At 64.8% G+C, this 13,106-nt stretch carries 14 protein-coding genes; 13 read left to right on the forward strand and 1 reads right to left on the reverse strand.

Features of this window, described 5'->3' with window-relative positions; genetic code table 11:
• Positions 1-6: 6 nt before the first annotated feature.
• The 7 genes from trmD (at position 7) to CXY73_RS14600 (ending at position 5,255) form a co-directional block, all read left to right on the forward strand.
• On the forward strand, positions 7-765 hold the full coding sequence (gene trmD / locus CXY73_RS14570) for a tRNA (guanosine(37)-N1)-methyltransferase TrmD (RefSeq protein WP_104135433.1): 759 nt from the start codon (positions 7-9) through the stop codon (positions 763-765).
• A 9-nt stretch (positions 766-774) separates the two neighbouring features.
• On the forward strand, positions 775-1,317 hold the full coding sequence (locus CXY73_RS14575) for an MFS transporter (RefSeq protein WP_104135432.1): 543 nt from the start codon (positions 775-777) through the stop codon (positions 1,315-1,317).
• A gap of 187 nt (positions 1,318-1,504) precedes the next feature.
• Positions 1,505-1,846, forward strand: coding sequence for a 50S ribosomal protein L19 (rplS, locus tag CXY73_RS14580; protein WP_092108884.1), 342 nt, complete (start codon positions 1,505-1,507; stop codon positions 1,844-1,846).
• Positions 1,847-1,994: 148 nt separating this feature from the next.
• Complete coding sequence (lepB, locus tag CXY73_RS14585) at positions 1,995-2,723, forward strand: signal peptidase I (protein ID WP_104178115.1); 729 nt, start codon at positions 1,995-1,997, stop codon at positions 2,721-2,723.
• Positions 2,723-3,367, forward strand: coding sequence for a ribonuclease HII (locus CXY73_RS14590; protein WP_104178116.1), 645 nt, complete (start codon positions 2,723-2,725; stop codon positions 3,365-3,367). Before lepB ends, CXY73_RS14590 begins: the two co-directional genes overlap by 1 nt.
• 12 nt (positions 3,368-3,379) lie before the next feature.
• Positions 3,380-3,703: a DUF2469 family protein gene (locus tag CXY73_RS14595; protein ID WP_092449218.1), complete on the forward strand. Its 324-nt coding sequence runs from the start codon at positions 3,380-3,382 to the stop codon at positions 3,701-3,703.
• 76 nt (positions 3,704-3,779) lie between these two features.
• Complete coding sequence (locus CXY73_RS14600) at positions 3,780-5,255, forward strand: glyceraldehyde-3-phosphate dehydrogenase (protein WP_255411388.1); 1,476 nt, start codon at positions 3,780-3,782, stop codon at positions 5,253-5,255.
• A 157-nt stretch (positions 5,256-5,412) separates the two neighbouring features.
• On the opposite strand, the gene CXY73_RS14605 is transcribed toward CXY73_RS14600, so the two are convergent.
• On the reverse strand, positions 5,413-5,859 hold the full coding sequence (locus CXY73_RS14605; protein WP_104135429.1) for a nitroreductase family deazaflavin-dependent oxidoreductase: 447 nt from the start codon (positions 5,857-5,859) through the stop codon (positions 5,413-5,415).
• A gap of 39 nt (positions 5,860-5,898) precedes the next feature.
• Here CXY73_RS14605 and CXY73_RS14610 point away from each other — a divergent pair, with 39 nt between their 5' ends.
• The 6 genes from CXY73_RS14610 to CXY73_RS14635 all read left to right on the forward strand — a co-directional run bounded on the left by CXY73_RS14610 (position 5,899) and on the right by CXY73_RS14635 (position 12,818).
• Positions 5,899-7,038: an alcohol dehydrogenase catalytic domain-containing protein gene (locus CXY73_RS14610; protein ID WP_233198359.1), complete on the forward strand. Its 1,140-nt coding sequence runs from the start codon at positions 5,899-5,901 to the stop codon at positions 7,036-7,038.
• A gap of 129 nt (positions 7,039-7,167) precedes the next feature.
• The gene (locus CXY73_RS14615; RefSeq protein ID WP_104135427.1) at positions 7,168-7,524 is read left to right on the forward strand and encodes a YraN family protein; all 357 of its coding nucleotides are present in this window, start codon (positions 7,168-7,170) and stop codon (positions 7,522-7,524) included.
• Positions 7,524-9,104 (forward strand): YifB family Mg chelatase-like AAA ATPase, encoded by a 1,581-nt coding sequence (locus CXY73_RS14620; RefSeq protein ID WP_104178117.1) that lies wholly within the window; start codon positions 7,524-7,526, stop codon positions 9,102-9,104. Before CXY73_RS14615 ends, CXY73_RS14620 begins: the two co-directional genes overlap by 1 nt.
• Complete coding sequence (gene dprA / locus CXY73_RS14625; RefSeq protein WP_233198360.1) at positions 9,101-10,699, forward strand: DNA-processing protein DprA; 1,599 nt, start codon at positions 9,101-9,103, stop codon at positions 10,697-10,699. Before CXY73_RS14620 ends, dprA begins: the two co-directional genes overlap by 4 nt.
• A gap of 139 nt (positions 10,700-10,838) precedes the next feature.
• Complete coding sequence (locus CXY73_RS14630; protein WP_104178118.1) at positions 10,839-11,837, forward strand: metallophosphoesterase; 999 nt, start codon at positions 10,839-10,841, stop codon at positions 11,835-11,837.
• 24 nt (positions 11,838-11,861) lie between these two features.
• Positions 11,862-12,818 carry a tyrosine recombinase XerC gene (locus CXY73_RS14635; RefSeq protein WP_104135424.1) on the forward strand — a complete coding sequence of 319 codons (957 nt, stop codon included), beginning with the start codon at positions 11,862-11,864 and terminating at the stop codon, positions 12,816-12,818.
• Positions 12,819-13,106: the final 288 nt, after the last annotated feature.

Genomic DNA, 13,106 nt, shown 5'->3' on the forward strand with positions numbered 1-13,106 from the left:
TTGACCATGCGCATCGACATCGTCACCATTTTTCCCGAATTCTTCGATGTGCTCAATCTGTCGCTGCTCGGCAAGGCTCGCCAGAGCGGACTGATCGAACTCGGCGTGCACAACCTGCGCGACCACACCTACGACCGGCACCACTCGGTCGACGACACGCCCTATGGCGGCGGTGCCGGCATGGTCATGAAGGCGGAACCGTGGGGCGCCGCCCTCGACGCCATCCTCGGCGCCGAAATCCCGCGCGTCGACGCAGCCACCGACGGCCCGATCCTCATCTTTCCCTCCCCGGCTGGCGATCAGTTCACTCAGGCGATGGCGCGCGAACTCTCGCTGGAGCAGCATCTCGTTTTTGGCTGTGGCCGGTATGAGGGTATCGACCAGCGCGTCGTCGACCACTACGAGGCCCGCGGCCGGGTGCGTTTGGTCAGCCTCGGCGACTACGTGCTCAACGGGGGAGAGGTCGCCGTGATGGCCATGATTGAAGCCATCGGGCGCCTCATCCCCGGCGTCGTCGGCAACCCAGACAGCCTCGTCGAGGAATCCCACGAAGACGGCCTGCTCGAGTACCCGAGCTATACCAAACCGTCCAGCTGGCGCGGCCTCGACGTACCGCAGGTGCTGCTCAGCGGTAACCACGGCGCCATCAGCACCTGGCGTCACCAGCAGCAGATCGAACGCACCGAACGGGTGCGCCCCGACCTGATGTCGCCCGATCTTCTGCCCCCAGCGAACGCCAAGCAAAGCCCCAGCCGTCGTCGATAAACTGGCCCGGTGATCATCCGCCGCACCTTTTACCACTGGCAATTCATTGCCGCCGGAGCGCTGCCGCTCTGGCTCCTCGTCGGGTCCTCGATCTTCGGATCGGGCGCCTGGGCCGTTCTGGGCATCTTCTTCGGAGCCGTGCTCATCGGCCTGGGGCTTCTCCTGGTCGCTCTCCTCTTCTATGCGCGTAAAGAGGTGCGCGAAACCCGCGCCGTCTCCTACGCCGACGTCGGCGTTCTCACTCTCTGGCACGCGCTCATCATCGCCATTCCTTTTTCAACGGATGCCGCCGGCTGGCTCAGCGTGCTGGTCATCGTCGGCGGACTCGCCGTGTTCTGGTTCGCGCTCTGGGAGCTGTTCGACTCCGCCAAGCGTCGAATGCGCGCGATGGTCGACCGGGTGGAGCAGACGGCACGCGGGCAGTCTGCACCGGCCGCGCCGGGATATCCACTGCCCTATGCGGCGCCGAAGACGACCAAGCCAACACCAGGCTTTGGTCGCCCTGGCACCCCCGAGGTTATCGTCATCGAAGAGAAACGCGACCGGGCCTGACAGCGGGGTCTGTTCCAGGGGCCCGACTTTGCAGCCGGGCTCGGATCATGGCACAATAGCTGATTGTGCCGCTGCAGGACTCTGCCACAGGGGAACCTGCACTTCGCGGCGCACATCCTCATACTGATTGCTTCGAATGAAGCACCTAGCGTAGTCGACCTGTGGCGGGTACAGAGAGCGAAATAATATGCATATTCTCGACGCGGTAGACGCCCCATCGTTGAAGAAGGATCTTCCTGACTTCCGTGCCGGCGACACCGTCAAGGTTCACGTCAACATCATTGAGGGAACCCGCTCTCGGATCCAGGTCTTCCAGGGAGTCGTCATCGGCCGCTCCGGCGAAGGCGTGCGCGAAACGTTCTGCGTTCGCAAGGTCAGCTTTCAGATCGGCGTCGAGCGTACCTTCCCGGTGCACTCCCCGGTCATCGACCACATCGAGATCGTGACCCGCGGTGACGTTCGTCGCGCGAAGCTGTACTACCTGCGCGACCTGCGTGGCAAGAAGGCCAAGATCAAGGAAAAGCGCTAACTTTCGCGCCAACCCACGATCCAGCCGGATTCGCTTGAGCTCCCCATCACCTAAACTGATGGGGAGCTCAGGCGGTTAAATGACAGATGAAGTGCTCGCGTCCAGGTCCGATCATCGGGTGTCAGAGTCGAAGAGGTCCCGAAGCAAGATGGCACGAAGTACACAGGCGCCCAGCAGGAAGCGCAGCGTCTTGCTCTTTATTCGCGACCTGTTGATCATTTTCGTGGTGGCCCTGCTCATCTCGTTTCTGATCAAGACCTTTCTGATTCGGTCGTTCTACATCCCGTCCGGGTCGATGGAGAACACCCTGCAGGTAGACGATCGCATCATCGTTAACCAGCTCGAACCCGAGCTCATCCCAATCACGCGCGGCGATGTCGTCGTATTCAAAGATCCGGGCGGATGGCTGCTGCCGCAGGCCGAGATCGTGCAAAACCCGATCGTCGCCGGCGCCGACTGGCTGTTCTCGGTCGTGGGCCTGTCTGCCCCCGACAGCAACGACCACCTGATCAAACGGGTCATCGGCCTGCCCGGTGACCACGTCGTCTGCTGTAACGCCCTCGGCCAGATGAGTGTGAACGACGTTCCGCTCGATGAATCCGCCTATGTGCTGCTGCCGGCCGGCGAGGACAAGGTCTCTGACATTGACTTTGATGTGACCATCCCGGACGACTCGCTGTGGATGATGGGGGACAACCGCTACAATTCCAAGGATTCCCGTTTCAACGGCGAGACTGCCGGTCAGGGCTATGTGCCCGTCGAGAATGTCGTCGGGCGGGCGCTCGTCGTGAGCTGGCCGTTGGCCCATTGGGCCTGGCTCGAGGAGTATCCCGACGTGTTCCGCGAGGTCGAGCAGGCCGAGCAGGGCTTCGAGTAGTGGCGGTGTCCGATCCCACCCTCGAGGTGGAGTTCGACCTGCTGCACCGCGGCGCGAGCTTTGTGATCGGGTGTGACGAGGTCGGCCGCGGTGCCCTCGCCGGGCCGGTGGCCGTCGGATTCGCCGCGGTGAACGCATCCGTTCAGACCATGCCGCAGGGCCTGCGCGACTCAAAGATGCTCAGCGAGCCGCGCCGAGAACTACTTGCGCCGCTCGCCGCGGCGTGGGCGACGTTTTCCGCTGTCGGACTCGCCTCGGCCGCGGAGGTCGACGAACTCGGCATCATCGCCTGCCTTGGTCTGGCCGGCAAGCGTGCCCTGTCTGACCTGTATGCGCAGGGCGTCGACGTGGCGGGTAGCGTCGTGTTGCTCGACGGCAGCGACGACTGGCTGAACAAGGCGCTGGTTACCCCGCTCAACGTAGTGACCCGCGTCAAAGCCGACCGCGACTGCGGGTCGGTGGCGGCGGCATCCGTTATTGCGAAGGTACACCGCGATCGTCTGATGATCGCGGCGCACGACGACGAACCCGGCTACGGCTGGGCGTCGAACAAGGGCTACGGCAGCGCGGCGCACATGAGCGCGATCGACCTGCTCGGACCGAGCGCTTTACACCGAAAATCGTGGCTGAAAATCTCATTGTAAGATGAAGTCACCATGGAAGAAGACGAAATCGAGGACTACGACCGCGAGGTCGAGTTAGCCCTGTATCGGGAATATCGAGACGTCGTTGGCCAGTTCCAGTACGTCGTCGAAACCGAACGACGCTTCTACCTCGCAAACGAGGTCGAATTAGTACGCCGTGACACTGAGCACGACTTTTATTTCGAACTGACCATGAAGGACGTCTGGGTCTGGGACGTATACCGCTCTGACCGGTTCGTGAAGTCGGTGCGCGTGCTGACCTTCAAGGACGTCAACGTAGAAGAGCTCGCGTCGAAAGACTTCGAACTCCCCAAGGAACTTGCGCTCGACGAATAAGGAATGACTCCGGGGGCCGCAGGTGGCCGGACATGTTCCGTCTAACTGACTAACGATGGTTTAGGAAGGCAACCCTGTGATTCAGGACGCTGATCGTGCCCGTGCTCTGTGGAGCAACCGCGAGTCCATGGCCGAGGCGATGATTCCCCTGATCGGGCGCCTATACCGCGACAACAATGTGGTCACCAGCGTCTACGGGCGTGGCCTGGTCAACCGGTCGGTCATCGGCCTGCTCAAGGCGCACCGCTTCGCGCGTCATATAGCGGATGTCGAGTTGCCGCTCGACGAGACACTGCCGATTCTGCAGACCATCGACGGCCTCAACCTCGGAGCAGCGTCGATCGACCTCGCCCGGCTCGCCCTCGGCTTTCGGCAACAGAACGGCCGCGTCACCCTCGAGGAATACCTGCGTGCTGAACTCGCCGACGTCGTCGGCCAGCACGGACTCGACGATCGGACCAGTACCGACGTCGTGCTCTACGGCTTCGGTCGCATCGGCCGGTTGCTGGCGCGCATCCTGATCGAGCATGCCGGTGGCGGCCAGGGCTTGCGCCTGCGGGCGATCGTCGTGCGGCGCGGATCTGCCAACGATCTGATGAAGCGCGCGAGCCTGCTGCGCCGCGACTCGGTGCACGGCCCGTTCGAGGGCACGATCACCATCGACGAAGAGAACAACACCATCCTCGCCAACGGCACGCTCATCCAGGTGATCTACTCGGGGGACCCGGCCAGCGTCGATTACACGCAATATGGCATTCACGACGCCATCGTCGTCGACAACACCGGTAAATGGCGCGATGAAGAGGGGCTATCGCAGCACCTGAAATGCCCCGGAGTGTCCCGGGTGCTGTTGACCGCGCCGGGCAAGGGCGTGCTCAAGAACATCGTTCACGGCATCAACCACGGCGACATCCTGGCGAGCGACCGCATCATCACCGCGGCGTCCTGCACCACGAACGCAATCACCCCGGTGCTCAAGGCGATCAACGACCGCTACGGCATTATCGACGGCCACGTCGAAACGGTGCACTCCTTCACCAACGACCAGAACCTCATCGACAACTTTCACTCCGGCGACCGTCGCGGTCGCTCGGCCGCGCTCAACCTGGTGATCACCGAGACCGGTGCAGCGAAAGCCGTTGCCAAGGCTCTGCCCGAGCTCGCCGGCAAACTCACCGGCAACGCGATTCGCGTGCCCACGCCCGACGTATCGATGGCCATCCTCAACCTCAACCTGGCCGTCGCCACCGAGAAGGACGAGCTCAACACTTATCTGCGCACCATGTCGCTGCACTCCTCGCTGCACCGGCAGATCGACTACATCGATTCCCCCGAGGTCGTCTCGAGCGACTTCCTCGGATCGCGTCGGGCCGGTATCGTCGACGGGCTGGCCACCATCGTCACCGAGCAGAAGGCTGTGGTCTACGTCTGGTACGACAACGAATTCGGCTACAGCTGCCAGGTCATCCGGGTGCTCGAGGAGATGGCCGGCGTGAACACGCTCATCTTCCCGGCCATCCTCGCCGTCGAAACCCGTGAGCCGGTCGCCTAACCCGTCTTACTTGTATTGCTTTCCGGGCGCGGAAAGCGGGCCCATGATCTATCGTGGGCTCGCTTTCGTACGGTAGCCCCAGCAGCGAGGACGCGGGTCGGCGCTCGGGCTGGCGTACCCTTTCCCGGAGATCAGCAAGTCTCGGCCCGGAGCGAAATCAGGGTACGGGTTCGCAGATGACCACCGGAATGTCACGATCGGTTTTCTTCTGGTATGCGCCATATCCGGGGTAGGCGGCGACAATGCGCGGCCACAGTGCGGCCTTCTGCGCGGATGACGCGGTGCGCGCCAGAAACGGACGCGTCACCCCGCGAATAGTTAGGTCCACGTTTGGCTGCGCCACGAGGTTGAGATACCAAAACGGATGCCGGTCATCGCCGCCCTTGGACGCCACCAGCACGTACCGCCCGCCCTCGTGAATCGGCGCCGTGAGCATCGTCGACCGAGGAAGCCCGCTGCTGCGGCCGATCGTCTGGAGCTCAACGGTTTGCATGGTGCCGATGGTCCAGCCGAGGCGTCCGCCGGAGAGAGCCAGCAGCATCCGGTGCCCGCCGTTCATCACCAGCATGCCGAGGTCGGTCGCCCGGTGGCGCAGAGTTTTCATAGGCCCAGCGTACGTCGGCTCTGACGATAGGTTGGAGGAATGATTCCAACAACGATGCTCAGCACGATTCTTCGCGAAGCCGGCTCGGCGCGCCCTTACGCCGACAGCCGCCCGCTGACGTTTGAGCAGGTTCCGGTACCGACGCCGCGTGCCGGCGAGGTACTCGTGCGCATCGAACGGGCCAGCCTCTGCCACTCAGACCTGTCGGTCATTGATGGTTCGCGCCAGCGCCCCTTGCCGATGGCGCTCGGCCATGAAGCCGCGGGAACCGTTGCCGGGCTCGGCGAAGGTATTGACGACCTCAAGGTCGGCGACCGGATCGTTCTCGTGTTCGTGCCGAGCTGTGGCGAGTGCCGGGCCTGCCTGGCCGGGCGGCCAGCACTCTGCCACCGCGGCGCCGAGGCCAATGGAACCGGCGACCTGCTGCACGGCCCGGCGGTGCTGGCGAGCGACGTTGGGGAACGCATCAACCACCATCTGGGCGTCTCGGCCTTCTCGCAGTACGCGGTTGTCGCCCGCGAATCGGTCGTGGTGATTGATCAGGACGTTCCCTTTGACATCGCCGCCATGTTCGGCTGCGCGGCCCTCACCGGCATCGGCGCCGTGCTCAACACCGGCGCGCTCGCGCCCGGCCAATCGGTAATCGTGTTCGGACTCGGCGCGGTCGGCCTGATGGCGGTCATGGCCGCCGCGCAGGTCGATGGCACGACCGTGATCGCCATCGATCCGCTGCCCGAAAAACAAGCCCTTGCCCTGCGCTGCGGCGCCGACCACGCTGGATCGCCCGACCAGGCCGCGGAGCTCGTGAACACGTATGCCAACGACGGTGTCGACCTCGCCATCGAGGCGGTCGGCAGTGCCCGGGTCATGGAGGCGAGCCTCGCCCTTCTCACCCGTGGTGGCGCGCTCGTCTCGGTCGGTCTGCCGCACCCCGAGCAGTCCATCACGACGCCGGCGCTGCAGTTCGCTGGGCTCGGCCGCCGGCTGCTCGGTTCCTATATGGGCGACTCCGTGCCGAGCCGGGATATTTCGGCTTATCTGCAGCTCTGGCGCGACGGCAAGCTGCCGGTCGAGCTGCTGCACACCGATACGCGTCCGCTCAACGACCTCAACGAGAGCCTTGATGCGCTCGTCGCCGGCGAGATCGTGCGACGCCTGTTCGTAATGCAGGACGAGTAGCACGGCCTGTTCGTGCAGCCCCCCGGGTAGCCTCCTCCACAGCGCCCGGGTCGCCGCGTTCTGCACCAATGCGGGGGTGGTCCGGCCACGGCTACGCTCGAGCGGTCACTCTGGTTCTCGGAGGCACTCGTGGCGCGCAAAGACGAAGTCGGAAAACTCGGCGAAGAGCAGGCCGCGCACTTTCTCGAGGGTGCCGGCTACACAATTCTGACCCGAAACTGGCGGTGCGCCGAGGGAGAGATCGACCTCGTCGTGCAACGCGGTTCCGCGGTGGTTTTCGTCGAGGTGAAGACGCGCAGCAGCCTCCGTTTCGGGCATCCGTTTGAAGCCATCACCATGAAAAAACTCGCCCGGATGCGCCGCCTTGCTGCAGCCTGGTGTGTGCAGGCCGAGCGATGGCCGCGCCAAATCCGGCTCGACGTCATCGCCGTGATCGCTCCGCGGGGCCGCGAGCCGGTCATCGAACACCTCGAGGGCGTGTTCTGATGGGCATCGCCCGCACCCATGCCGTGGCGCTGCTCGGCCTGACCGGAGCGCTCGTCGAGGTCGAGGCCGATATTTCGGCGCAACTGCCCGGCATGATTCTGATCGGCCTGCCCGACGCTGCCCTTTCCCAGGCCACCCAGCGGGTGCGCGCCGCAGCTGCCAACAGCGGATGCCCCCTCACCGTTCACCGCCTCACCATCAATTTGTCGCCGGCCGCGTTACCCAAACACGGCGCCGGGTTCGACCTCGCGATCGCCCTGGCCTGCCTTGCCGCCGACAGCACCATTTCGCAGGGGTCGGTGGGCAAGGTCGTACACTTCGGCGAGCTCGCCCTCGACGGGCGGCTGCGACCGACCCCGGGAATTCTGCCGGGCGTGATGACCGCCGCCCGCCTCGGGCACACGACTGTGATGGTACCCATCGGTAATGAGGCAGAGGCGCGACTCGTTCCCGATATTCGAGTGATCGGCGTCGCGTCGCTGCGCGAGGCAGCGATCTGGCACGGGGCAGACCTCCCGCCGATCCCGGTCGAGCCGATCCTGGCGGCGACCGGATCGAGCAGCCTGGCTGCCGAACCCGACCTGGCCGACGTGATCGGCAACGACGATGCCATCCTGGCCTTGCAGATCGCCGCCGCTGGTGGGCACCATGTTTTTCTGCTCGGCCCGCCCGGTGCCGGTAAGACCATGCTCGCAGCCCGACTGCTCGGCCCGCCCGGTGCCGGTAAGACCATGCTCGCAGCCCGACTGCCCGGGCTGTTGCCCGACCTCGACCCGGTCAGCTCGCTCGAAGTCAGCTCTCTTCGCTCGCTCAGCGGTCTCGGACTGGGCGATGCCCTGATTACCCGGCCGCCGTGGGAAGCGCCCCATCACACCGCGACTGCCGCGGCTATGGTCGGCGGTGGCAACGGTCAGATTCGTCCCGGTGCTGCCTCGCAGGCCTCGCACGGCGTGCTGTTTCTCGACGAAGCCCCCGAATTCGCTTCGCCCGTGCTTGACGCACTGCGCCAGCCGTTGGAATCCGGCTGGATCAGCATTCACCGCGCCAACGCCGTCGCGCATTTCCCGGCCAGCTTCCAACTGGTAATGGCGGCCAATCCGTGCCCCTGCGGGCAGTATGGGGCTGCAGACCTGAGCTGCACCTGCCCGCCAAACGCGCGCCGACGCTATCTCGCGCGCATCTCCGGTCCGTTGCTCGACCGCATCGACATCCAGCTCAACGTCAAGCGCATCACCGCCGCCCAGCTGCGCCTCGCCGCCGGAACGACGCGCGTGACCAGCGGCAGCGCCCGAAACCGGGTGGTCCGCGCCCGCGGCGCGGCGGCCGAGCGGCTGCAAAGCACACCGTGGACGTTGAACTCTCAGGTTCCGGGCCCGTGGCTGCGCGGCGCCCAAGTGCGGCTGACCCCGGCATGCACCGCGGGACTCGATCGCGCCCTCGAACGTGGCGGAATCACCATGCGCGGCTACGACCGGGTGCTGCGCATCGCCTGGACCCTCGCCGACTACGACGGTCTCACCAGCCCCGGCGCCGACCAGGTCGGTCAAGCCCTCTACCTACGAAAAGGAATGACGCCATGAAGCTCTTCGGTCTCGACGAGTCCCAGGTCAGAGAACTTACTGCGGGGGTGCGCGGTGGCAAGTCAGCGCTAGGCGACGCGCCACCGGCGGCTGATGTCGGCGCCAACTGCGAACATAGCCACGATGTAGCCCCGGTGCCGATCACCAACAGACTCCACCTGGTCGGCAGCCCGGAAGATTCCGGGAGTACTGCTGCTACCGGCAGTTCGGATGACTGTGACAGCGCCGTCGCCTCGGGTAGCTCAGTCGTCTCGGGTAGGTCAGTCGTCTCGGGCAGCTCAGTCGTCTCGGGCAGCGCCGACAACACAGCGACCCTCTCTGTCGCAGACGCGATGGGTGCCGACACCGCCACTGTCGCCGAGGTGTCCGCCCGCGCGGCCTGGTCTGGCATCGCCGAGCCGGGCGACGGCACGGCCGGACTGCTCGTGGCGAGCCTTGGTGCCAGCGTCGCCCTGACTGCAATCCTCGAGTCGTGGAGCCCGGTGCGCCTCGGCGCCCTGGTCCGCGACGCGCGCTCCGGCGACGCGACGGCTGGCCCGAGTGTGCTGTTCGCCGTGAGTCCGTCCACCGATTTCAGCGAAGCGAATGGCGACACCAGCGCCGAACTCGTACAGGCCCTCGACCTGGGGCTGCAGCGCTGGCGCCCGCGGCTCAACTCGACCGAGGTCATCCGCTCGCTGCAACAGGCGGTTCGCGTCGGGGCCCGGTTATTGTTGGCCACGGATGCTCTCTGGCCGGAGGCATTGAACGACCTCGAGCAGCACGCTCCGCTCGCCCTGTGGTGGCGTGGTATACCTTCTGCCCTCGCCGCACTGCCCAACTCCATCGCGTTGGTCGGAGCCAGAGCCGCCACGGGATACGGCGAACACATCGCCATGGAGGCCTCGGCCGGGCTCGTCGACCGCGGCTTCGCCATCGTGTCTGGAGCTGCTTATGGCATCGATGGAATGGCCCACCGAGCCGCTCTCGCCAGCGATGGCAGCACCGTGGCATTCCTCGCCGGGGGAGTTGATCGGTTCTACCCGAGCGGCCACGACTCCCTGCTGACTCGCATTGTGGCCTCCGGCGCCGTTATCTCCGAGCTTCCCTGCGGCGCAGCACCCACAAAATGGAGGTTTCTGCAACGAAACAGGCTCATCGCCGCGTCCAGCGCGGCAACGGTCGTGCTCGAAGCCGGCTGGCGGTCCGGCTCGCTCAACACAGCCGGCCACGCTTCGGCCCTCGGCCGCCCGCTGGGAGCGGTGCCTGGCCCCATTACGAGCCCGACCTCGGCCGGCTGCCATCGCCTGATTCGCGAATTCGCCGCCGTCTGCGTGACGAATCCGAGCGAAATGGCTGAGCTCGTCGGCGAGCGGTCGATTCAGGTGCCGCTGGACTTTCCGATCGCCGACGCCGACGCCGGCGCCGGCCCGGTACCCCGCACGAGTGACCAGATCCGCGTGTTTGATGCCCTCAGTGGTCGCTCGCCGCGCACGGTCGCCGACCTGTCGCGCCGTGCCGGTCTGTCGAGTTCGGCCGTGCGAGGTGCCCTTGGTGGTCTCGATCTCGACGGGGCCGCCCAAGAACGGGAGGCCGGCTGGGTTCGCCGGGCGTAACGACCCGCTCGTAAGGCCGGCTCGGTGCGCTGGGCGTACTGGAGGCTCAAGCTGCCGAGCAGGCCCTCCGGCGTGTCAGCCCCGCAGAACCCGAGTGTCGGTGGTAGCCCGTAGGCTGGATTGTGACGAAGGGTGGGTCATGTCGACCGTACACTGGGGCCAGTATGCTCCCGCTGAAAAGATTTTGGTTCACCTGAGCGACACGCATTTTCTCGCCGATGCCGCGGTGCTCTACGGAACCGTCGACACCGATCAAACCGTGCATCGTGCCTTCGAACAGCTGCATCGGTCGGGCATCCGCCCTGACGCACTAATTTTCACCGGTGACGTGGCCGATCGCGGTGAAGCGGATGCCTACCGGCGCATCCGTGGCATCGTGGAGGCCGCCGCCGCTCGGTGGGAGGCCAAGATCATCTGGGTGATGGGCAACCACGATAATCGGGCTGCTTTTCGTGCCACGCTGCTCGGCGCACACCCGAAGGATGAGTTAGACGGTCGCACTGACTACCCGACCGTTGAGTCACCGACCGCGCGCGAAATTTCTGCTGAGCAAGCGCCGATCCACCACGACACCGTCGATCAGGCGCCCGTCGACCAGATCCTTGACCTCGACGGCCTGCGAATTATCGCGCTCGATACCAGCGTTCCGGGCTATCACCACGGCGAGGTCACCGACGCTCAGCTGGAGTGGCTCTGTCAGCTTTTGAGCACACCCGCTCGCCACGGCTCCATTCTGGCCCTGCATCACCCGCCCATTCCGACGCCGCTACCGCTCATGAGAGTCCTCGAGCTGCGCGAGCAGCCGAGATTGGCAGAGGTTCTGGCCGGCAGCGACGTACGTGCCATCCTCGGCGGGCACTTGCATTATGCGACCCAGGGCATGTTCGCCGGAATTCCGGTGTCGGTGGCGGCGGCTACCTGCTACACGATGGATCTCAGCGCTCCAACTCGTGAATTGACCGGGATGAACGGCGGTCAGGCACTCAACCTCGTGCACGTCTATTCCGATCAGATCACGCATTCGCAGGTGCCGCTTGGCACCTTCAAGACCACAACACATTTTTCGGCAGACCACCTCGAACGACTTGCCGCCCTCTCAGCCGAAGACCGACTCGAAGCCTTCTCTCGTCAACAATGAGGCCGAGCAAGAGAAAGTGAACCCGTGCAGCTGACCGATGACATTGACGCGTTTCTGCGCTACCTGAGTGCAGAGCGTGGCTACTCGGCGAACACCGTTCGGGCCTACCGCACCGATTTGGCGCAGCTGGCATCGTTTGCAGTCGACCGTGGCGTTGCGATATCCGCTGATCTGAGTCTGGAACTGCTCCGAGAATGGCTGTGGGTTGGCACCCAGGCTGGCCTGGCCCGGGCGACGCTCGCCCGCCGGTCGGCGACGGCACGCAGCTTGACGGCCTGGCTGGCTCGCACCAGCGATGACAGTGCGGATCCAGCCGTGCGCCTTCGTTCGCCGAAGCCGGGCCATACCCTGCCCCGGGTAATCACGCACACCCAAATGAACGAGCTGCTCAACCTGCTGGTGGCTCGGGCCACAGGCGGAGAAGCGGTGGCCGTGCGCGATTTAGCGATTGTCGAACTGCTCTATGCCTCTGCGCTGCGTGTCTCCGAACTGGTCGGACTCGACGTCGTTGATGTCGACCTAGACCGGCTGACCGTTCGCGTCACTGGCAAGGGGTCCAAGGAGCGTGTGGTTCCGTTCGGTGTGCCGGCGCAGCGTGCGATCGTAAAGTACCTCGGCCAGGCCCGACCCGCTCTAGTCGACCAAGCCGTGAGCTCGGCCGCAACGGCCAGCAGCAGAGCACATTCCGCATCATCACCCAGCAATGCCGCGTTGCTTCTCGGTCGACAGGGGCAGCGCCTTGGTGTTCGCGGGGTGTATCGTCTGGTTGCCGCCCTGCTCGCCGAGGTTCCCGGTACAGGTCCGGCCGGGCCGCACGCTCTGCGTCACACGGCAGCCACCCATCTGCTGGACGGCGGTGCTGACCTGCGGGCCGTGCAAGAACTGCTCGGACACGTCAGTCTCGGCACCACGCAGATCTACACTTACGTCTCCGCCGAACGCCTCAAGGCCAGCTACGGGCTCGCCCACCCCCGCGCATGACCGCCGGTCGGACCGTTGGCCTGTCGGCAAGAATGACTGTCATTCTTTTCGCAGCGATAACTTTGTTTGCTTCACAATGTCGTCCAATCGAGATGTCCGGTGAGTGTGTCTCCACTTGAGGCCAGGACGATTTTCCTGCATCAGATCGCATGAAAGCGTGGGTCGATGACTCCCCTTCGACATTGACTCCCCTTCGACATTGATTCCACAACATGCGGTCCAATTTTGCTGAGCGTAGCTGTGTCGATCGTAGACGTCCTCGGCGTCTCGTCGGTCTAGCGCTAGCCG

The sequence above is a fragment of the Cryobacterium sp. Y50 genome, from assembly GCF_002929805.1.
Classification (GTDB): Bacteria; Actinomycetota; Actinomycetes; order Actinomycetales; family Microbacteriaceae; genus Cryobacterium.